Consider the following 20638-nt stretch of genomic DNA (forward strand, 5'->3'; position numbering starts at 1 on the left):
GTTTGGGCAGGTCACCGGTTAAGCTTCTGCTCGTTCACGGAACGGAAGTGAGCCCAACGAAACGGGTTCACCTCCACGAAGGAACAGCGGGGCTATAGCTCAGTTGGTAGAGCGCCTGCATGGCATGCAGGAGGTCAGGAGTTCAATTCTCCTTAGCTCCACAGAAGCGAAAGCGATCTGTGTCCGCGGAATACGCGGGCCGGGTCGCTTTCGTTGTTTTTGCTCGGCCTTTCCCTAGGGGCGGGGATGTCGCCCGGTGCGGCCCTGCGCACCCCGGTGGGGGAGCCGGCCGCACCGACGCGGGAACGCCCCGTCCCCGTCCCCTCGCGCGTACGCAGCCCTCTGCCGCCGGTCTCCGCCAGGGGGTCGGCTCCCCGCCGAACTTTGGGGCGCATGAGGCCCACGGGGCCGGTGAGTGCCTGGCGTGCCGGTGGGCCGGTGGTGCACGGGCCTTGCGGGGCAAGGGAGTTGGCGCCCCGGTGCGGCGCGGTGGACGTTCGGCGGCGGCCGGCGGGGCGCCCGGGCTTGAGGTCCGTCGGCCCTGCCGGTCCGGGCCCGGCCCCCGCTCGTTCGAGGGGTCGAAGGCCGCCCGGCAGACGAGCCCCGTACCGCCCCACCGCCCCCGTCCGCACCGCTCCAGCGGCCCGGGCGTGCACGGCGCGCTGCGCGACCGCCGCGATCGGGCTGTGGCCGTGACGCTGACCTGTGCGCCGTCCCATGACAGAATCGGGGGCGCCGCGAGGGGACGGTGCCGATGGGAGGGGCGGTGCGATGCCGACCGGAATCCTGGAGGAGGTCAGTCACCTGCTGGAGATCGCCGAAGCACAGGAACATGACGGACTGCTGGAGTACGCCGCGCCACGCGCGTACGCCGCCGGTTCCCGTGCCGCGACGCCCGGCGGAATGCGGTCCACGACAAGGGACGTCACGGTGTTGCAGTGCCCGGCCTGCGGCTCGGCGCACGTGGCGCAAGTGCTGGGCGACAACGGCGGGATCTCCTATGTGTGCACGGCCTGCGGCCATAGCTGGAGCTGATTGATGGGTGCGCACAGCCGGAAATGCGACTGGTGCGGCAGCGGCACGCCGATCGTCCGCGACATGGAGCCGCTCAATGCGGACTATCAGTACTGGTGCGTCGAGTGCGCGCGGGCGCTGATCATAAAGGGCGACCCCATCGAGACCTACCGCGAACTCGAAGGCGAACCGATCTATGGGCGGCTGCTCGACGAGCACTGCACGCTCAAACGCTTCTACTCGTTCGCCACCGCCTAGCCTTCTCCAGCGCCCCGGTCCGCAGCAGTTACGCGGACCGGGGCGCTGTTGATTCGCCCGCGGGCGGCGCTGTTTGCCCACGGCGTGCTCGCCGATGGTGCTGAGTCGTTGGTGCTGGGTCGGCGGTGCTTATGCGCGCGGCGGTGGTGGGGCCGGGGCCGCGGGCGGGGTCCGCGGCCCTCCGCGGAGTCCGTCGCAATCGCAGTCACGATCGCGATCGTGACTGGCCGGCGGCGGTGCGCTTCGCGCCGTCGGTACGGCGCTGACCTGCGGTGATCACGGCCAGCGGGCCTACGAACAGCCGGCCCGCCCGGTGGCGAACCGGGCCGCGACCGCACCCCCGCCTCACCTCGCTGACGGCCCGTCGGGCCGGCCCCCGACCATTGATTTGGCCAAAGCCCAGCCCGTCCGTGTAATGTAGGCGATGCCGCCGAGGGGAACCGGAGCGGAAAGCAATATGGGGCTATAGCTCAGTTGGTAGAGCGCCTGCATGGCATGCAGGAGGTCAGGAGTTCAATTCTCCTTAGCTCCACAGAACCGAAAGCGATCTGTGTCCGTGGAATATGCGGACCGGGTCGCTTTCGTCGTTTGTGCTCGCCTTTGCCGCGCGGGCGCGGAGCGAGCGGGGTGAGGGGCGCGGCCCGGCGCGAGCCTGAGTGGTTCGGCGCACTGCTGATGGGCGACCTGACGTACGGGGCGGGGCCCTGCGCCGGAGCGTACGGGGCGAAGCCGTACGGCCCGAGGACGTACGGGGCGAAGCGTTACGCATGGGGTCATGCGGGGCGACCGGACGATGCCAGGCGTGGTCCGCGCGCGAGGCGCCGCCGCACGTCCGTATCCGCGGCAGCCGCCCGCCCCTCGGCCAGGCCGGTGCGGCCTCTTATGCGCCTGCGGTAACCTGAGGCCATGCGTGCCGTACGCCTTCTGCTTAGCGGGCCGCGCTGATCAGCACCGACCGATGCGCAAGCCGGTCGGACTCAGCGCGGCGTCCCCTCCTGTGCGAGGGGATTTTTTGTTTCCCTACACATCCGCTGGCAGAGACCATCGATGGAGCTTGAGGACGATGAGCGAGACCCACACCGCTACCGAGGCAGCCGCGTCGCCGCACCGCTACACGGCCGCGCTGGCCGCCGACATCGAGGCGCGCTGGCAGGACTTCTGGGACGCCGACGGCACGTACGAGGCACCCAACCCGACCGGTGACCTCGCCGGTGACCCCGCCGGGCGGGGGGCGCTGGTGGAGCGGCCCAAGAAGTTCATCATGGACATGTTCCCGTACCCGTCGGGCTCGGGGCTGCACGTCGGCCACCCGCTGGGCTTCATCGCCACCGACGTCTACGCCCGCTTCCACCGGATGACCGGCCACAACGTCCTGCACACGCTGGGCTTCGACGCGTTCGGCCTGCCCGCCGAGCAGTACGCGGTGCAGACCGGTACCCACCCGCGGGTCTCCACCGAGGAGAACATCACCAACATCCGGCGCCAACTGCGCCGGCTGGGCCTGGGCCACGACAAGCGCCGCTCGATCGAGACGATCGACCCCGCGTACTACAAGTGGACCCAGTGGATCTTCACCCAGATCTTCAACTCCTGGTACGACCCGCAGGCCCAGCAGGCCCGCCCGATCGACACGCTGATCGCCCAGTTCGCCTCCGGTGAGCGCGCCACCCCGGACGGGCGCCCCTGGGGCGAGCTGAGCGCCGCTGAGCGCGCGGGCGTGCTGGGCGAGTACCGCCTGGCGTACGCCTCGGACGCGCCGGTCAACTGGTGCCCGGGCCTGGGAACCGTGCTGGCCAACGAGGAGGTCACCGCGGACGGCCGCTCCGAGCGCGGCAACTTCCCGGTCTTCAAGGCCAAGCTGCGGCAGTGGAACATGCGCATCACCGCGTACGCCGACCGGCTGCTCGACGACCTGGAAGCGCTGGACTGGCCGGAGGCGATCAAGCTCCAGCAGCGGAACTGGATCGGCCGCAGTGAGGGCGCCCGCGTCGACTTCCCCGTCGCGGCCGACGGGGACGCGCGGATCACCGTCTTCACCACCCGCCAGGACACGCTGTTCGGCGCCACGTACATGGTGCTGGCGCCCGAGCACGAACTGGTGGAGCGAATCGTTCCGGCCGCCTGGCCCGAGGGCACGCACCAGGTGTGGACCGGCGGCCACGCCACGCCAGCCGAGGCGGTCGCCGCGTACCGCAAGCAGGCCGCAGCCAAGTCCGACGTCGAGCGACAGGCCGAGGCCAAGGACAAGACCGGCGTCTTCACCGGCGCCTACGCGACCAACCCGGTCAGCGGCGAGCAGGTGCCCGTCTTCATCGCCGACTACGTCCTGATGGGCTACGGCACCGGCGCGATCATGGCCGTGCCGGCGCACGACAGCCGTGACTTCGCCTTCGCCCGCGCCTTCGAGCTGCCGATGCGCTGCGTCGTGGAGCCGAGCGACGACCGCGGCACCGACCCGAGCACCTGGGACGCCGCGTTCGACTCGTACGAGGCGAAGATCGTCAACTCCGCCGGCGCCGACGTCTCCCTGGACGGCCTGGTGGTCAAGGACGCCAAGGCCAAGGTCACGCAGTGGCTGGTCGAGCGCGGCATCGGCGAGGGCTCGGTCAACTTCCGGCTGCGCGACTGGCTCTTCAGCCGGCAGCGCTACTGGGGCGAGCCCTTCCCGATCGTCTACGACGAGGACGGCGTGGCGCACACGCTGCCCGAGTCGATGCTGCCGCTCGAACTGCCCGAGGTCGACGACTACTCGCCGCGCACCTTCGACCCGGACGACGCCGACACCTCGCCGGAGACCCCGCTGTCCCGCAACGAGGACTGGGTCAACGTCGAACTGGACCTGGGCGACGGCCCCAAGCGCTACCGGCGCGAGACCAACACCATGCCCAACTGGGCCGGCTCCTGCTGGTACGAGCTGCGCTACCTGGACCCGAACAACGACGAGCGGCTGGTCGACCCGGAGGTCGAGCAGTACTGGATGGGCCCGCGCGAGGGCCAGCCGACCGGCGGCGTCGACCTGTACGTCGGCGGCCAGGAGCACGCCGTCCTGCACCTGCTGTACGCACGCTTCTGGTCCAAGGTGCTGCACGACCTGGGCCACATCTCCTCGGCCGAACCGTTCCACAAGCTGTTCAACCAGGGGATGATCCAGGCGTACGTCTACCGGGACAGCCGCGGCTTCCCGGTGCCGGCCGCCGAGGTGGAAGAGCGCGACGGTGCCTTCTTCTACGAGGGCGAGCGGGTCAGCCAGTTGCTCGGCAAGATGGGCAAGTCGCTCAAGAACGCGGTGACGCCCGACGAGATCTGCGCCGAGTTCGGCGCCGACACGCTGCGCCTGTACGAGATGGCCACCGGCCCGCTGGACGTGTCGCGCCCCTGGGACGCCCGGGCCGTCGTCGGCCAGTACCGGCTGCTCCAGCGGCTGTGGCGGAACGTGGTCGACGAGGCGTCAGGTGAGGTCACCGTCGTCGACGCGGAGCCGGACGAGGCCACGCTGCGCGCCCTGCACAAGGCCATCGACGGCATCACGCAGGACGTGACCCAGCTCCGCTTCAACACCGCGGTCGCCAAGCTGACCGAGCTGAACAACTTCGTCACCAAGGTGCGCGAGGTGCCCAGGTCGGTGGCGGAGACGCTGGTGCTGCTGACCGCGCCGCTGGCCCCACACATCGCCGAGGAGCTGTGGCACCGGCTGGGGCACACGGAATCCGTGGTGTACGTCCCGTTCCCGGTCGCCGACCCCGCCTACGTCCAGGACGAGTCCGTGACCTGCGTCGTCCAGCTCAAGGGCAAGGTCAAGGCGCGGCTTGAGGTGGCGCCGTCGATCTCCGACGCGGAGCTGGAGCAGCTCGCGCTGGCCGACCCCGCGGTGGTCGCGGCCCTGGGCGGGGCGGAGATCCGCAAGGTGATCGTCCGGGCGCCGAAGCTGGTGAACATCGTTCCGGCCTGACCGGAGCGGGTTGGGGCGGCCTGGGGCGGGTCGCGGCCGTGCGGGTTGCCCTGGCGTGGGCCGGGGTTGCCCGTGCGGGCCGCGGCCCGTCTGGGGGTCGGCGTGGGTCGGCCCGGATCGGGTGGCCCTGGCGTGGATCGGCGTGGGGCTGGGGGCCCGGCCCGCGCCGGGGACGTGGTGTGGATCGAGGCGGCCTGGGCGGCGTGAGGCGGTCCGGCGCGGGCCGGTGGGGAGTGGTTCGGACTGGTGTGGAGTGGTTCGGGCCGGTACTGGCCGTTTGGTGTCGGGCGCTGACCGGTTCCGGTCGACGGGCGCCGCTGTTCTGCGAGGGCGTCCACGCTGGTCGGGCCGGTCGGCGCGGGCGTGCCTGACGTGGGACATGGCCTGTGTCGCGTACGACCCGTACGACCTGTACGGGACGTGCTCGGTGCCGGAGACGACCTGTGGTGGGCACGGCCTGAGCCGGACGCGTTGTGAGTCGGACGCGTTCCGAGCTGGACATGATCGGTGCGGTGGCCTGATGGGATCAGGGAAGCCACCTAGGGGCGGGTTGCGGGTCCACAGGGAACCCGTGACCCGCCCGCGCCGTTTACCGTAGGAACTGACGGCTGCCGCCGGCCCGCGTGCGGGACCCGGCCGCGGCCTCGCGCGATCTTGTCCACCTCCGAGACCTGCGGGAGCGCGATGGAAGCCGTAGTGGCCATCCTGGGGCTGGTGTTCCTGCTCTGCATCGCCGCCGGTGTGTACGCCGCCGTGAAGGTGGCCAAGGCGGCGAAGCGGGGTGTGGACCGCACGGTCTCCCAGGCCCGGCGCACGGTGGAGGACACCAAGCTGCGGGCCAAGCAGTACACGCAGCTCGGGCCGGTGGCGGAGATAGCCGAGCTGCGGATCTCGCTGCGGACCTCGATGCGGGCGACCCGGCAGGCGCTGGACACGGCCGCGGCCGAGGACGGCTCGCTCACCGAGTCGCTGGCCCTCTTCGAACGACTCAGCACGCACGGCCACGAGGTGGACGACGACCTGCGGCGCCTCGAATCCGAGCCCGACCGGACCCGGATCGCGACCCGACTGCCGGAACTCCGCAAGCGTACGGAGCGCGTGACGCAGTCCGCCGACTCGCTGCGCTGGGCGATCCAGGACCGGGCCGGCCACTTCGCCGAGGACGAGCTCGGTGACCTGAGCGAGCAGATCCGGATGGAGGCCGCCGCGCTACGCCACTGGCGGTCCGAGCCGGACACGGGAGCGGCCGGCGGCATGGGTCGTGACGGGGGCGCGGGTGGTGCTGGTGGTGGCCGCCCGGTGGCGGACGACTGGGGAGCGGAGGAGGCCGGGGCGGCGGGTGGCGCGGGGCCGACGTCCGGGGTGCGAGCCGCCGGTGCGGCAGGCAGCCGGCCCGCAGCCTCCGGCCCCGGACGGAGCGGTGCGCACGAGGCGGATGCCGCGGACGACGGCTCGGACCCACCTGCACCGCGGGCCCTGACCGGGGACGACCCGCGGCTGCGCAAGACCTACCCCTGGCAGCGGACGGCCCGACCGGAGAACACCACGTGAAGCCTTCGATATCTGCCTGCCGGGCCGCGGCCCGGTGCACCGCGGCAAGGTGATGACCGGCGGTGATCACCCCCAGCTATCGGAGTGGGCCACCCACCGATAGCCTGCCAGCCATGTCCCGCCATGTCGCTATCATCACCGATTCCACGGCCTACTTGCCGCAGCAGGCGATGGAGCGACATCACATCACGGCCGTGCCGTTGACGGTCGTACTCGGCGACCAGGCTCTGGAAGAGGGCACCGAGATCTCCGCCCGCTCCGTCGCCCAGGCCCTCCAGAAACGCACCCCGGTCACCACGTCCCGGCCGAGCCCGGCCATGTTCGCCGCCGCCTACCAGCGGGCGGCCGACGCCGGTGCGCACGGCATCGTCTCGCTCCACCTCTCGGCGGAGATCTCCGGTACGTACGACGCCGCGGTGCTCGCCGCACGGGAGGCGCCCGTCCCGGTGCGCGTGCTCGACACCGGGATGGTGGCGATGGCCCTCGGCTTCTGCGCGCTGGCCGCGGCCGAGACGGTGGCTGCGGGCGGCACGTTGGACGAGGCGGTGGCGGCAGCGGAGAAGCGAGCGGTCGGAACCACCGCCTACTTCTACGTCGACACCCTGGACTACCTGCGCCGAGGTGGTCGCATCGGTACCGCCCAGGCCCTGCTGGGCTCGGCGCTGGCCGTCAAGCCCCTGCTCCAACTCGACGAGGGCCGCATCGAGTTGCGGGAGAAGGTACGCACCGCTTCCCGGGCCATCGCCCGGCTGGAGGAGATCGTGGTCGAGCGGGCCGGGGTGCAGGAGGTGGACATCGCCGTACACCACCTGGCAGCCGGCGAACGTGCCGAGCAACTGGCGCAGCGCTTCCGCACCCGGGTCCCCGGCCTGTTGGAACTGCACGTCAGCGAGGTGGGCGCAGTCATCGGAGCCCACACGGGCCCGGGCCTACTCGGCGCGGTGATCTCCCCGCGCTGAGCGTGCGCCGCCATGCCGGGCAGCTTTGTGGGTGTGGGTGTGGGTGTGGGTGTGGGTGTGGGTGCGGGCGGGAGGCGGGTGCGGTGTGGTGGGTTCTCCTTCCTCTCGTTCGTCGGGTTGGGCCGCTGGTCGTAGCGGGTGCGGGTGGTCGTCGGCGGGGCCGGGCCCGTACGTCGGGGGAGGAGCCCCGGGCGGGGTGGCAAGTGTCCGCGCGGGGCCCGGCGGTGGGCGTGGTGTGAGGTGGGGTGAGGTCGGCTGGAGTGGGTTGGGGCTGGGTTGACCAGAATGGCTGGCTGGCTGGCTGGTTGGGTTGGGGCGGGTCAGCCTGCCTGGCGGGTGGGCATGATGGTGACCTGCTGGAGGTTGACGCGCGGCGGTAGGCCGGCGATGAATCCGACGGTCTCCGCTATGTCATGCGGCATCAGCCACTCCACCGACTCCTTCGTCTTCTCCAGCCACGCGCGCACTCCGGCGTCGGTCACATGGCCCTGCAACTCGGTGCCCACGATGCCTGGTTCGAGTGCCGAGACCCGGATGTTCTTGGCACCGAACTCGACGCGCAGGTGCCGGGAGAGATGGCTGACGTACGCCTTGGTGCCGGAGTAGACCGCGAAGTCGGGGAAGACGTTCTGTGCCGCGATCGACGACGTGTTGATCACATCGGCCACGCCGCGCTCGTCGGCAGCCTTGATCAACTGCGGTGTGAACGCTCCGATCACATTCATCAGTCCTCCGATGTTGAGGTCGATCTGCCGGCGCCACTGGTCGGTGGCCAACTCCTCGATCGGGGCGGGCAGCATCACCCCGGCGTTGTTGAGGAGCAGGTCTGCGGAGCCGAACTCGTCGGCCACCCGATCGGCGGCAGCGCGTACCGCATCGGCGTCGGTCACGTCGACGGTGAGGGCAAGCGCCGTGCCGCCGCGCTCCTCGATCCGAGCCTTCAACGCGTCCAACCGCTCCGCACGCCGAGCCAGCACGGCGACCGAGGCGCCTGACGCCGCCAGGTGTTCGGCCACGGCCTCGCCTATGCCGCTGGAGGCGCCGGCGATGACTGCGACACGGCCGCCCAGGGGAGCAGCCAGGGGTTCGACGGGCATGGTCATACCTTTTCTACGAGGTGCCGAAGAGGGGTTGCCGATCGCGGTGACAACCGCGGGTACCTCTTCAGCACACCACCTCTGAGCTGCGACGACGTGGCCATAACAGGCCCGGGGCGGGCTGGTACCGGCGAGGCTGGTACCAGCAGGGCCACCCACCGAACGGCACGGCGCACACCGGCTGGTCCACACTGGCGGCATGGATCGTAGGAGCGAGCTCGCTGACTTTCTACGCACCCGCCGCGCCCGGATGACCCCCGATGCGGCGGGGCTGCCGGCGGACGGTCGGGTCCGCCGGGTTCCCGGGCTGCGCCGCGACGAGGTGGCCCGCCTCGCGGGCGTCAGCACCGAGTACTACACGCGTCTCGAACAGGGCCGTGCCGGTACCCCCTCTCCCGAAGTCGTCTCGTCACTCGGTCGTGCCCTCCAACTCGACCTGGCGGAGCGGGAACACCTCGCTGACCTGCTGGCACGGCCGGCCCCCGCTCGCCGTACGTCCGCCAGCCCGCGGCGGGTCCGCCCTGGCCTTCACCAGATGCTGCAAACCCTGGACCACGTACCCGCCTTCGTCCTCGGCCGGTGCACCGATGTGCTGGCCACCAACCGGCTCGCACGTGCAGTCCTTACCGACTTCGACGCCCTTCCTGCGTCACAACGCAACCTTGCTCGCTACTACCTCCTCGATCCGGATGCCAGGGACCAGGTCTGCGACTGGGACCGGGTCGCGGCCGAGACCGTTGCCGTCCTCCGCCTTGATGCCGGGCGCTACCCGCATGACCGGCGCATCGCCGAGCTCGTCGGTGAACTGACCGTCCGCTCACCGGAGTTCACCACGTGGTGGAACGACCACCGTGTACTGCGCCGTACTCACGGCGCCAAGAGCTATCGCCATCCCATCGTGGGCGACCTCCACTTCTCTTACGAGTCCCTCCAGCCGCCTGGCGACCCCGACCAGACCCTGTGCGTCTACAACGTCGAACCCGGCTCCGCCACTGCCGAATCCCTCCGCCTCTTGAGCAGTTGGTCCGTCTCCGGCGCGGCGGCGTCCGGTGCGGCGGCCGACGTTAAGTGAACGATGGCTCGGCGGCCGGCCGTTCCCTCGCATCGGTCACTAGTTCGAGTGAATCGGGCTGGGGGCTCCGCGAGGGCCGCGGGCATCGCGGGAGTTGCGGGAGTTGGGCGGAGCTTCGGGAGTCGCGGAGCTTTGGGGGGGTGGTGGCGTCGGGGTGGCCGCCGCTCGCCGTGTGGGTGTGGGAGCCGTGTAGGGGCGGGAGGGGGCGGCGAGTTGCGAGGGGAGCGGTGCGGCGCAGTGTGTGACGGACGGGGCGGCGCTCGCTCCGGGGCCTCGTAGGGACCTCGTACGGGTGACGGAGTTATCCACATGACCCCGGTTATCCACGGATTCCGAGCTGCGTCAGCGAAATCTCCGCCGAGTGCTTACGGTCAGTCGCATGAGCACTCGATCACGTACAGTTACCTTGGGGTTTCGGGGAGTCGGACAGCAGTCGCGGCGCGACCAGACCACGGAGAGCAGGCCGAGACGGGGCCAAGGTCCCAGGCCAAGGGGGCCGGGAGGCCAGGCGACGGCCGAGGCCGTCACTGACCGTGCATTTCGACGCCCGCGAGCCCGTCACGGTGGAGTGGGGCGAGCGCGGGCCGTCGGACTGCTGGCGGCGGGCGAGCGCCCGGGAGGAATGGCCGCGGCCAGTGAGGCCGTGGCCGGAGAGCGGGAGGAAGGGGAGCGGTCATCCGGCGGGGAGCGGCCGGTGCCCGGCTGGGGCTGGGCCGAGCCGAGTAGTGCTCCTGACGGAGGGCTCACGGAGGGGCGGCACGGGGAGGGCGTGCCGGGCCGGGGCGAGCCGCTGCCACCGTGGGCGACGGCTCGGCGTGTTCAACAGGCCGATGTGGCCTGGCGGGACACCGAGGACGAGCATGCTGCTGCCGGTGCTGCCAGTGCCGTCCAAGTCCGTGGTGCTGCCAATCCCGGAGGTGATGCTAGAGACCCCGGTGCCGTGAACGCCGCCAGTGGCGCCGATGCTGCGGGCGCGCCGAGCGGCCCGGAACCGGCCACCCGCCGCACAGCGGACGGCACCAGCGCGAGACCTGCCCGCGCCGCAGCGTTGCCGCGTGCCGGGGTGAAGGTGGAGCGAGTCGGTCACGACGGCACCTCCGCTCCGGACGACTCCGCTGTCGGTGATGCCAACGAGTCCACTGGTGCCAGCGCCGCCGCCCGGGCACCGTCCACGGCCATGACCGATGCGGGGTGCGGGAGCCCGCACGGTGAAGGACGGTCGGTCGGTAGTTGGGCGGGATCGTCCACGGGCGCCGGGCGGTGGCGGATTGCGCTGGTGGAGCGGTTGCCGCTGTGGGTTCAGGCCCGGTGTGCGGTTCAGCCGAAGGCGCTGGGGGCGCTGGCCGTCGTACTGCTGGCGGCGATCGCCCTGGCCGGCTACCACTTCTGGTCGGGGCGCCCCGGCTCGGTGGAAGTGCCGGCGGAACGGCCGCGGACGGCTGCGGGACCTGCCACGTCCACCGCGCCCGACCGACAACCGGCTCCCGGACCGGGCCCGGCACCGACCGCGAGTTCCACCTCGACCGCGGGGGTCAGCCGCTGGGTGGTCGTCGACGTGGCGGGCCGGGTGCGCCGGCCTGGTGTACGCCGGTTGCCCGCGGGCGCCCGCGTCGCGGATGCGCTCAGGGCGGCGGGCGGAGCCGAACCCGGGGTGCGGATGAGCGAGTTGAACCGGGCCCGGATTCTGATCGACGGAGAGCAGATCGCGGTCGGGATCAGAGCCGGGGCCGCCGCAGCGGCGGGTTCCCCTGCCATCGCGGGGCTCGACGGCACCGTGTGTAAGGAAGAGGCCGGCGGGGCCGCGGGTGCGGGCGGTGGTGGCGCCCCGGGTGGCGCCGGGCCGGCTGCGACGGGAGCGCCGGTCAGCCTCAACACGGCGACGGCCGAACAGTTGGAGGCCCTGCCCGGGGTCGGGCCGGTGCTGGTGCAACACATCCTGGAATACCGGGCACAGCACGGCGGATTCCGTTCGGTCGCGGAACTGCGCGAGGTGTCCGGCATCGGCGACAAGCGCTTCAGCGACCTGCGCCCCCTGGTGCAGCCATGACCGGCCCCACCACACGAACCGGGACCAGTTCACGCCCGCCCCACGGACCGGCGGGCCGGCGCCGGCCGGTGCATCTCCCCGTCGCCGCAGTTCCGCCATCGCGGACACGCCTGTCCGGACGGCCGGGCGGGTCGGCTGGCCTTCGGGCCGAACCGGCGGCCAGTGTCCGACCCGCCAACGCCGGCCAGCGGCACGGAGCCGGGCAGCAGGACGGACCCGGGCAGAGGCGCGGGCCCGGGCAGCGGCGCGGGCCGACGGAGGACCCGGCGTCGAGCGGGACGCGCAGCGGTCAAGGCGTCGCCGACCTGCGGTTGTTGCTCCCGGCTGGGGCCGCGTGGGTGGCCGCCGCACTGGCTCTGGGGGCGAGCCCGACGACGACGTTGGTGTACTGCCTGGTGGCTGGCGTCGCGGCCCTCGTCCTGCTCTGTGCCGCCTGGCGGCGGGCCGGGCAGGGGGCCTGGCGGCAGCGTGCCTCGGCGGGGCAGCCCGGTGGGGCGCACCGGCTGGGTTGGGCCACGGCGGTGGCGACCGCGTTGTTGTGCGCGGTGGCGACGGCGACGGTGGCGGGGTTGCACGCGGCCGATGTACGCCGGGGGCCGGTTCCCGTACTGGCCGCCGATCGCGCCGAAGCGGAGTTCCACGTCACGGTGACCGGCGATCCGCAGCAGGTCAGACCACGGGTGCACGGCTCGGCGCGCATGCCGTCCGCGCTCGCCATCCGAGCCACGGTGACCCGGGTCAGGGCGTGGCACGACGGTTCGCGCGGCGAGCCGGACGGCGCCCCGCCCGGCCAGGCGGTGCGCACACGGACGCCGGTGCTCCTGCTCGTCGATGTGCACGGTGCCGCGGGCTCGACCGGGTCTCCCGGGGCGAGTGACCAGGCCCCGGCGGATCGGCCCGCACGGGCCCGGCCGGGGACTGGGCCCGAGGTCGACCGTTCCGCCCCGGCTGCGCGGGCGACGGCGCAGTGGCGGGCCTTGCTGCCCTCCACACGCCTGAACATCCAGGCACGGGCGGCCCCGCCCAAGCGGGAAGGGGACAGCATCGCCGCCGTACTCCGTGTCGACGGTGACCGGCCCCCCGAGGTACTGGCCGGTCCGAGCGCGCCACAACGCCTGGCCGGGCGGCTCCGGGCCGGGCTGCGTACCGCGACGGACGGGTTGAGCGCGGATGCCAGGGCGTTGCTGCCCGGGCTCGTGGTGGGCGACACCTCCCGGGTGCCGCCCGAACTGGACGAGGCGTTCCGTGCCACCGACCTGACACACCTACTGGCCGTCTCCGGGAGCAATTTGTCGATCGTTCTGGCGCTCTTGATCGGGCCACCCCACCTGGCGGCCCGATCCGAACGGCGCGGCCTGGCGGCCCGGGTCGGCGTCCCACTGCGCTGGACCGCACTGTTGGGCGGCGTGCTGACGCTGGGGTTCGTGGTGGTGTGCCGCCCGGAGCCGAGTGTGCTGCGGGCCGCTGCTTGCGGGGTGATCACCTTGATCGCCATCGGTACCGGGCGACGGCGCACCCTGTTGCCCGCGCTCGCCGCAGCCGTGCTGGCGCTGCTGTTGTACGACCCGTGGCTGGCACGCAGCTATGGGTTCCTGCTGTCGGTCCTGGCCACCGGGGCGCTGCTGACCCTCGCGCCGCGATGGAGCGCGGCGCTGCGCTCGCGGGGGATGCCGGGGCGGCTGGCGGAGGTGCTGGCCGCGGCGGCTGCGGCCCAGGCCGTGTGTGCTCCGGTGGTCGTGGTGCTGGCCTCCCGGGTGAGCCTGGTGGCGATCCCCTGCAACCTGCTGGCCGAGTTGGCGATCGCGCCAGCGACCGTGCTGGGCTTCGCTGCCCTGGCGGCGGGGCCGGTCGCGCCGCCGGTGGCGGAAGGGCTGGCCTGGTGCGCGGGTTGGCCGGCGGAGTGGCTGGCCGCGGTGGCGCGTACGGGGGCGGGGCTGCCGGGCGCGGGGCTGCCCTGGTCGGGTAGTTGGGGTGGCGGGTTGCTCCTGGCCGGGGTCACGATCGGTGTCGTGCTGGCCGCCCGGCGGGCGCTGCGCCACCCTTGGTTGGCGGCGATCTGCGTGCTCACCCTGGTCCTCGCGGTGGTGCGACCGGCCCCGCTGGTCCGGGTGCTCACGGGGTGGCCGCCGCCCGGCTGGCGCCTGGTGGCGTGCGATGTGGGGCAGGGCGATGCGCTGGTGCTCGCTGCCGGCGCGGGTAGCGCCGTGGTGGTCGATGCGGGGCCTGACCCGGGGGCCGTCGACCGCTGCCTGCGGGACCTGGGAGTGGTGCGGATCCCGCTCCTGGTGTTGACCCACTTCCATGCGGACCACGTCGGGGGCGTGGCCGGAGTGCTGCGGGGGCGTGCCGTCGGAGCAGTGCAGACCACCGGCCTTGCCGATCCGCCGGGCCAGGCCGAGTTCGTCCGCAGGGCGGTGGCGAACGCCGGGGTGCGCCGGTTGGAGGCGGTGGCGGGGGAGCGGCGCAGTACGGGAGGGCTGTCGTGGCAGGTGCTGTGGCCGCCGCCGGTCGAAGCCGAAGACCCACCGCCCACCGGGTCCCCGGAGGCCACGACGAGCGGGGCGCCGCCGGGCGGCCCGCGTCCGGCCCCCGGGCCGGCGTACCCGGGGGCCGAGGTCGTCACCGGGGCGAACGACGCCAGCGTCACCCTGCTGGTCCGTACGGCAGGGCTGACCATGCTGCTCCTGGGCGACCTCGAACCCCCGGCGCAGCGCGCCCTCTTGGCGGCGCATCCCCGGCTCGGCCCCGTCGACGTGCTCAAGGTGGCCCATCACGGTTCGGCCCACCAGGAGCAGGCGTTGCTGCGCCAGCTCAGGCCGCGGCTGGCGCTGATCTCCTGCGGTTCGGACAACCCCTACGGCCACCCGGCGCCGAGCACCGTCGCCGCGCTGCGAGCGCAGGGAGCCCGGGTGGTGCGGACCGACACGGACGGGGCCGTGGCCGTCGGCGCGGGCGACCGGGGGCCGCGGGTCACGATGCGGCGTTGCAGTAGCGCTCGTAGAAGACCTTTACGTCGTTGCAGGGGATGTGCTTGTGGTAATTGAGCTGACCACTGGTGCTGTCCTGGTTCATGAAGGCCAGGAACTTCGCGATGAGCGTGCCGTCCGTGGGCTCGCCGTAGGTGTAGAGGCGCTCGACGGCCCAGAAGGGGTATGGGCTCCGCTTGTTCGGGGAGAGCACCGGCTCGTTCCCGTCCAGGCTGACGGCAACGACATGGGGCTTGCCACCCGCTCGCTGCGTCTCGGCGTAACCGATCGCCCCGGCCACCTTGTCGACGGTGTCCACGACCGAGTCGGTGTCGGAGGCTTCGCAGCCTTGCGGCTGGTGGGGCTTGCCGTCGGGCAGGGTGCCGCAGTCCGCGGTGCTGGGCGTCGCAGGGGACTCCTTGTTCAGCAAGGTCTCCTCGAAGGTGATCCGGGTGCCCGACTGCGAATCCCTGGTGACCACGGTGATGGGCAGCTTGTCGCCGTTCGACTTCGGCCAGTACTTCATCTTGCCGCTGTAGATGTCCCGGAGCTTGTCCAACGTCAGGTCGTTGACACCACTCTCCTTGTTGACCACGACGCTCAGCGGGACGATGCTCACCCTCCGCGCTTCCTTGAGGTTCTCGTACTGCGAAGAATGCGGCGCCTCGACGTCCGTCATGGCGATGAAGGAGGGCTTGCGGTCGGGCCGGTTCCGCCCCTCGCGAGCCAGGTCCTTCAGCCCGTTCAGGCTGCCCGTGCTCCGTACGGTGATGTCGGCGTCCGGGCACTGCTTCTGGTAGTCCTCCGCTATGTCCTTCATGGGCTTCGCGAAGGCGGAGGAGCCTTCGATGGCCAACTGACCGGACGCACAGATGGCCTCATCGACCGTGTCGGAGCCGCGTACCAGCAGTCCGGCGAGCAGGCCCATCAGGATGACGAAGACCGTGCCGAGGGCGAGAGTCCACTTACGGGGGCTGGTGCGTGCGGTGTTGTGCACGATGGAGCCGCCGCTGATGAAGCCGCCCATCGTCACTTCGTCGCCGCTTCCGGACAGCAGGACCAGCAATTTGAAGTGGTCCCTGCGGTTGAGCGGTACCCGGGGGAGGGTGATCCGGCTGCCGTCCGGTTGCAGGCCGCTGTTGCGCGTGAGAATCGTCCGCAGCGTGGGGTTGGTTTCGGTGACCTGCACTTCGATGATCGTGCGGCCCGGGAACTCGACCAACAGCGGTTCCTGGTAGTCGTGGCGCACGATGTCCTTGCTGCCGACGTTCTCGACCCGTATCAGGGCCACCATGGCGTCGTCGATTTCCTGCTCGTTCCGCAGCAGCCGAAGTTGCACCATCTCTTCGGCACCCGGGGGGTTCATGGCGATGGGCGCGTCCATCTGGATGCGGTAGCCGATGCGCTTACGGCCCGGAAGGAACCGCTCCACTGCCCATACGGCAGCCGTCAGCACCAGGCCGACTGCTGCCAGGATCGTCTCGGTATCAGGGATTGCCACTGCAACCTCACCCAGGTGGTCGTACAGGGACGCGAAGAATCTACGGATCGACCTTCGGGACCGCTCCCGGTTGGTGGGCGCATCACCAGAGGTTCATCTGTCGGCCGCTCGTGGGTGGCTGCCGCGTCCATGTGTGGTCTTCCTGGCAACCCTTGTAAAGAAATCTTTCTAAAGATAGCTTTAGGTTATGTCGGAGAACACCGATGGCGCATCGGATCAGCCAGTGCCCCCGGAAGTCCAGTCCCCGCCGGGCCAGTTGCCCCGTTCGCAGCGGCTGACCGATCCACGGGCCCTGCGCGCCTACGCCCACCCCACCCGGATGCGACTGGTGGGCCTGCTCCGTACGCAGGGCCCGTGCACGGCGACCCGGGCGGCGGAGCTGACGGGCGAGTCCGTGGCCAGTTGCTCGTACCACCTGCGGATGCTCGCCAAGTACGGCCTGGTGGAGGTGGCCGCGGGCGGGCAGGGGCGGGAGAAGCCCTGGCGGGCCACGGCCAGCGCCACCGAGTGGCCGCACGCGTCGGAAGATCCAGCCGTGTCGGAGGCGGCCGAGGCGGTGGAAGCCGTCGTGGCCGACCGGTACGCCGAGTTGCTCAGGCATGCCGTGGCGACGCGCCGTTCACTGCCGGGGGAGTGGCAGCAGGCCGTACGGATCGGCGACACGCTGCTCTATCTGACCGCTGCGGAGCTGTCCGACATCCACGGCCGGATCGACGCACTGCTCCACCCGTTCGAGGAGCGCGCGGCGCGCCCCGAAGTCCGGCCGGCCGGCGCCAGGTTGGTGCAGGTCATCGAGGCGGCCTTCCCGCTGTCACCGGAGCCGAGCAGCGGCCGGGAAGTCGAGGCGAGCGAGGCTGCGCGGACGGGAGGCGCGGCTGCCGCGGAGGAGGGGGGCGAGGCGCCGACGCGCGCTCGCCGGCGGACGCGGCCCGCGCCCGCACGGCCGGACGGCAACGAGGAGGGGAAGGAAGCATGAGCATCAGCGAGAAGGTGCCCGCACTCTTACGGCAGGCGCCGTTCCGGCGGTACTGGACCGGTCAGAGCGTGTCACTGATCGGCGATCAGATCTCGATGCTCGCGCTTCCCCTCGCGGCCGTGGTCATCCTGGACGCCGACGCGGCCGAGATGGGCTGGCTGACCACGGCACAACTGCTGCCGGCGCTGCTGTTCTCACTCGCCGTCGGGTCCTGGGTGGACCGCCGGACGAGCCGCCGGCGCATCATGATCGCCTCGGACCTGGCGCGGGCCGTACTCGTCGCGGCCCTGCCCGTCGCCTACGTGCTCGACGTGCTCAGCCTGACCCAGCTCTACTGCACGGCGTTCGCCCTCGGCTCGCTGACCGTGCTGTTCGACGTGTGCAACGCCACACTGTTCGCCTCGCTGGTGCCCAGTACGCGGTACGTGGAGGCCAACTCGCTGATCAACGGCAGCCGTTCACTGGCCTATGTGGCGGGGCCGAGCGTCGGCGGCTTCCTGGTCCAGGCGCTCGCCGCGCCGCTCGCGCTGGCCGCCGACGCGTTGACCTATCTGATATCGGCGCGCTGCCTCACCCGTATCGACCCCGCCGAGCCGCCTCCGGCCACACCGGCCAAGGGGCACTTCACCGCCGGGCTGCGGTGGATCGCCCGCTCACCCGTCATGCGGGCGACCTTCGCCGCCTCATCCACCATCCAGTTCTTCAACTTCATCCTGCACACCCTGTTCGTCTTGTACGCGACGTCAGAGCTGGGGCTCAGTGCGGGCGTGCTCGGCGCCGTGCTGGCCGTGGGGGCGGTCGGCGGGCTGGCGGGCGCGGCCCTCGCGGGCCGCGTCACCCGACGTCTGGGCATCGGCCCCGCGGCCATCCTGGGCCTCGCGCTCTTCACCGTCCCCCTACTCCTCGTACCGTTGGCCGACGGCCCGTTGCTGCTGGTCCTGGCCCTGCTCTTCCTCGCCGAACTCGGCTCCTCCATCGGCGCGATGATCGCGGACGTGGCCATGGGGTCGCTACAGACCGCACTCATCCCCGACGCACTGCGCGCCCGGGTCACCGGTGCCTACCGGATGCTCACCCACGGCGCCCGGCCGCTGGGGGCACTCACCGCGGGCGTGCTCGGCTCGACGCTGGGGCTGCGGCCCACGTTGTGGATCGGTACCGCGGGCGCAGTGTTGTGCCTGCTGTGGGTGTTGCCGTCCCCCGTGCCACGCATACGCGAACTGCCCACGCAGCCCCTGGAAGCCGACGGGCCCACCGATCCGACCGATTCCATCGGCCCCACCGATACGGCTGCCCCTGCTGACTCCGCTGGCTCCGCCGATGCGGTCGGCCCCGCGTGCCCCACCGGCAGGGCCGGTGACCGAAGGGAGGAAGGAGTGCGGGGGGACGCCCGTAAGGACGTGGCCGGTGTCGGCACGGGTGGGGAGACGGGGGCGCCTCCAGGGCCCGGGCCACAGGCTGCCCCGCTCGCCGACCCGCAGGACGAGAGGGTGCCGTCGCCGCCGACCGCGTCGTGACGGCTGGGCAGGCACGCCCGAGACCCGAGCGCGTCCGTCTCTGCCCAGGCCGGAGAGCTACTCGGCCTCGTGCCAGCCGTCGTACTCGGCGGCGAGCGCGTCGAGCGCCGGGACGGCGAGGGCGGCGTCGGGGTCCTCGATCACCACCAGCCACTGGGCGTCCTCGGCGTCGTCCTCGCCGGCCAGGGCCTCCCTTACCACCTGCGGTTCCTCGCCTAGGCCGAAGCGGTCCACGGCCTCGGTCGCGGCCTCTTCGGCGGCGTCGCGATCGGGGAGCACCAGCAGATGGCGGGTCACGGGGGCGGGGCGTCCGGCGGTAACGGGTCGTGCGCTCACCGCCCCATTGTGCGGGACGAGGGCGCGACGCGGCCGTGCGGGAGGAGGTACGGGCACGGGCTGGCCGCAGCTCGGTCCCGGAGCCGCCCAGTGAGCTTCTGCTGCTCCCGGCAGCCTCCCGTGCCCCCGGTCCCCGGGCGGTGCGCCGTCCCGCGTGGTCGCTCCGATGGCAGGGAAGCCGTGCTCGCCGAGGGAAGAACCGCAGGTCAAAGGGGTGTGCGGCCGGAGTGTCAGTGGCCCGTGGGATGCTGGTGCGCGATGGCCAAGAAGACGACGACCGACGATCCGCTCGCCCCCGTGACGCTTGCCGTGGGCCAGGAAGACCTGTTGCTCGACCGCGCGGTGCAACAGGTCGTGGCCGCGGCCCGCGCCGCCGACCCCGACACCGACGTGCGTGACCTCGCCCCGGACGCCCTCCAGCCGGGCACGCTCGCCGAGTTGACCAGCCCTTCGCTGTTCGCTGAGCGCAAGGTGGTCGTGGTGCGTGCCGCGCAGGACCTCTCGGCCGACACCATCAAGGACATCAAGGGGTATTTCGCGGCCCCGGCCGAGGAGATCACCCTCGTCCTGCTGCACGCGGGGGGAGCCAAGGGCAAGGGGCTGCTCGACGCCGCACGCAAGGCCGGTGCGCGCGAGGTCGCCTGCCCCAAGATGACGAAGCCGGCCGACCGGCTCGCCTTCGTACGCTCGGAGTTTCGGACCATCGGCAGGTCGGCCACTCCCGAGGCGTGCCAGGCACTGGTCGATGCCATCGGTAGCGACCTGCGCGAGTTGGCGAGTGCCTGTACGCAGCTCACCGCGGATGTCGAGGGCACCATCGACGAGGCGATCGTCGCGCGGTACTACACGGGCCGGGCGGAGGCGTCGAGCTTCACCGTGGCCGACCGGGCCGTCGAGGGCCGGGCGGCGGAGGCGCTTGAGGCCCTGCGCTGGGCGCTGGGTACCGGGGTGGCACCCGTGCTGATCACCAGTGCACTGGCGCAGGGCGTGCGCTCGATCGGCAAGTTGGCATCGGCCCCGCGCGGCGCCCGCCCCGGCGATCTCGCCCGGGAGCTGGGTATGCCGCCGTGGAAGATAGACCGGGTCCGTCAGCAGATGCGCGGCTGGTCGGCGGACGCGGTGGCGGTCGCGCTGCGCGCGGTGGCCGAGGCGGATGCGGGGGTCAAGGGCGGCGGCGACGACCCGGAGTACGCATTGGAGAAGGCCGTGGTGGCGGTGGCCCGAGCCGCCCGGTCGGGCCGTGGCTGACCGGGCCCATCCGAGCACGACCGCCCGCCGCCCGTACTGCGGCTGATCAGCCCCTTTCGGGGCGCGGCTGATCAGCGCTCTTCGGGGTGCGGCTGACCAGGAGTTCCAGCACCTTGCGGAGCGGGACCGACCACGCGCTCCAGGCCC

Annotated in this window: 14 protein-coding genes and 2 tRNA genes; 13 read left to right on the plus strand and 3 right to left on the minus strand. The window is 71.9% G+C overall.

Annotated features, from left to right (window positions below):
- Positions 1-88: 88 nt before the first annotated feature.
- The 7 genes from ACMA1D_RS02905 (at position 89) to ACMA1D_RS02935 (ending at position 7731) form a co-directional block, all read left to right on the plus strand.
- Positions 89-161: transfer RNA gene (locus tag ACMA1D_RS02905), tRNA-Ala, on the plus strand.
- A gap of 610 nt (positions 162-771) precedes the next feature.
- Complete coding sequence (locus tag ACMA1D_RS02910) at positions 772-1035, plus strand: hypothetical protein (RefSeq protein WP_414722258.1); 264 nt, start codon at positions 772-774, stop codon at positions 1033-1035.
- A gap of 3 nt (positions 1036-1038) precedes the next feature.
- On the plus strand, positions 1039-1272 hold the full coding sequence (locus ACMA1D_RS02915) for a hypothetical protein (RefSeq protein ID WP_176161576.1): 234 nt from the start codon (positions 1039-1041) through the stop codon (positions 1270-1272).
- Between the two features lie 459 nt (positions 1273-1731).
- Positions 1732-1804 (plus strand) — tRNA-Ala (locus tag ACMA1D_RS02920).
- Positions 1805-2335: 531 nt separating this feature from the next.
- Positions 2336-5221, plus strand: coding sequence for a leucine--tRNA ligase (leuS, locus tag ACMA1D_RS02925; RefSeq protein ID WP_414722259.1), 2886 nt, complete (start codon positions 2336-2338; stop codon positions 5219-5221).
- A 684-nt stretch (positions 5222-5905) separates the two neighbouring features.
- On the plus strand, positions 5906-6772 hold the full coding sequence (locus ACMA1D_RS02930; RefSeq protein WP_414722260.1) for a hypothetical protein: 867 nt from the start codon (positions 5906-5908) through the stop codon (positions 6770-6772).
- Between the two features lie 113 nt (positions 6773-6885).
- Positions 6886-7731, plus strand: a complete 846-nt coding sequence (locus ACMA1D_RS02935) for a DegV family protein (RefSeq protein WP_414722261.1) — start codon at positions 6886-6888, stop codon at positions 7729-7731.
- A 320-nt stretch (positions 7732-8051) separates the two neighbouring features.
- On the opposite strand, the gene ACMA1D_RS02940 is transcribed toward ACMA1D_RS02935, so the two are convergent.
- Positions 8052-8828 (minus strand): SDR family oxidoreductase, encoded by a 777-nt coding sequence (locus ACMA1D_RS02940; RefSeq protein WP_414722262.1) that lies wholly within the window; start codon positions 8826-8828, stop codon positions 8052-8054.
- Between the two features lie 199 nt (positions 8829-9027).
- On the opposite strand from ACMA1D_RS02940, the gene ACMA1D_RS02945 reads away from it, so the two are divergent.
- The 3 genes from ACMA1D_RS02945 to ACMA1D_RS02955 all read left to right on the plus strand — a co-directional run bounded on the left by ACMA1D_RS02945 (position 9028) and on the right by ACMA1D_RS02955 (position 14991).
- Positions 9028-9900, plus strand: a complete 873-nt coding sequence (locus ACMA1D_RS02945) for a helix-turn-helix transcriptional regulator (RefSeq protein WP_414722263.1) — start codon at positions 9028-9030, stop codon at positions 9898-9900.
- Positions 9901-11176: 1276 nt separating this feature from the next.
- Complete coding sequence (locus ACMA1D_RS02950; RefSeq protein WP_414722264.1) at positions 11177-11947, plus strand: ComEA family DNA-binding protein; 771 nt, start codon at positions 11177-11179, stop codon at positions 11945-11947.
- A gap of 338 nt (positions 11948-12285) precedes the next feature.
- A complete protein-coding gene (locus tag ACMA1D_RS02955; RefSeq protein ID WP_414722265.1) occupies positions 12286-14991 on the plus strand; it encodes a ComEC/Rec2 family competence protein in 2706 nt (901 codons plus the stop codon).
- Here ACMA1D_RS02955 and ACMA1D_RS02960 read toward each other — a convergent pair.
- A complete protein-coding gene (locus ACMA1D_RS02960; protein WP_414722266.1) occupies positions 14918-16414 on the minus strand; it encodes a substrate-binding domain-containing protein in 1497 nt (498 codons plus the stop codon). The two genes, ACMA1D_RS02955 and ACMA1D_RS02960, sit on opposite strands and share 74 nt — an antisense overlap.
- 187 nt (positions 16415-16601) lie before the next feature.
- Between ACMA1D_RS02960 and ACMA1D_RS02965 the strand changes: the two genes are divergently transcribed.
- Together ACMA1D_RS02965 and ACMA1D_RS02970 are read left to right on the plus strand one after the other, a co-directional pair.
- Positions 16602-17390, plus strand: coding sequence for a helix-turn-helix domain-containing protein (locus ACMA1D_RS02965; RefSeq protein ID WP_414722267.1), 789 nt, complete (start codon positions 16602-16604; stop codon positions 17388-17390).
- Positions 17387-18907: an MFS transporter gene (locus ACMA1D_RS02970; protein ID WP_414722268.1), complete on the plus strand. Its 1521-nt coding sequence runs from the start codon at positions 17387-17389 to the stop codon at positions 18905-18907. The genes ACMA1D_RS02965 and ACMA1D_RS02970 overlap by 4 nt, the downstream gene beginning before the upstream one ends.
- A 57-nt stretch (positions 18908-18964) precedes the next feature.
- Here the strand turns inward: ACMA1D_RS02970 and ACMA1D_RS02975 are convergent, their stop codons facing one another.
- Entirely contained in the window at positions 18965-19192 is a 228-nt protein-coding gene (locus ACMA1D_RS02975) for a hypothetical protein (RefSeq protein WP_414722507.1), read from the minus strand.
- A 309-nt stretch (positions 19193-19501) separates the two neighbouring features.
- On the opposite strand from ACMA1D_RS02975, the gene holA reads away from it, so the two are divergent.
- Positions 19502-20491 carry a DNA polymerase III subunit delta gene (gene holA / locus ACMA1D_RS02980; protein ID WP_414722269.1) on the plus strand — a complete coding sequence of 330 codons (990 nt, stop codon included), beginning with the start codon at positions 19502-19504 and terminating at the stop codon, positions 20489-20491.
- Positions 20492-20638: the final 147 nt, after the last annotated feature.

Source organism: Streptomyces sp. 796.1 (genome assembly GCF_047525675.1).
In the GTDB taxonomy this organism is placed as follows: domain Bacteria; phylum Actinomycetota; class Actinomycetes; order Streptomycetales; family Streptomycetaceae; genus Streptomyces.

Coding starts and splice junctions, on each gene's coding strand:
- ACMA1D_RS02910 (WP_414722258.1), top strand. CDS start 772: ATGCCGACCGGAATCCTGGAGGAGGTCAGTCACCTGCTGGAGATCGCC.
- ACMA1D_RS02915 (WP_176161576.1), top strand. CDS start 1,039: ATGGGTGCGCACAGCCGGAAATGCGACTGGTGCGGCAGCGGCACGCCG.
- leuS (WP_414722259.1), top strand. CDS start 2,336: ATGAGCGAGACCCACACCGCTACCGAGGCAGCCGCGTCGCCGCACCGC.
- ACMA1D_RS02930 (WP_414722260.1), top strand. CDS start 5,906: ATGGAAGCCGTAGTGGCCATCCTGGGGCTGGTGTTCCTGCTCTGCATC.
- ACMA1D_RS02935 (WP_414722261.1), top strand. CDS start 6,886: ATGTCCCGCCATGTCGCTATCATCACCGATTCCACGGCCTACTTGCCG.
- ACMA1D_RS02940 (WP_414722262.1), bottom strand. CDS start 8,828: ATGCCCGTCGAACCCCTGGCTGCTCCCCTGGGCGGCCGTGTCGCAGTC.
- ACMA1D_RS02945 (WP_414722263.1), top strand. CDS start 9,028: ATGGATCGTAGGAGCGAGCTCGCTGACTTTCTACGCACCCGCCGCGCC.
- ACMA1D_RS02965 (WP_414722267.1), top strand. CDS start 16,602: ATGTCGGAGAACACCGATGGCGCATCGGATCAGCCAGTGCCCCCGGAA.
- ACMA1D_RS02970 (WP_414722268.1), top strand. CDS start 17,387: ATGAGCATCAGCGAGAAGGTGCCCGCACTCTTACGGCAGGCGCCGTTC.
- holA (WP_414722269.1), top strand. CDS start 19,502: ATGGCCAAGAAGACGACGACCGACGATCCGCTCGCCCCCGTGACGCTT.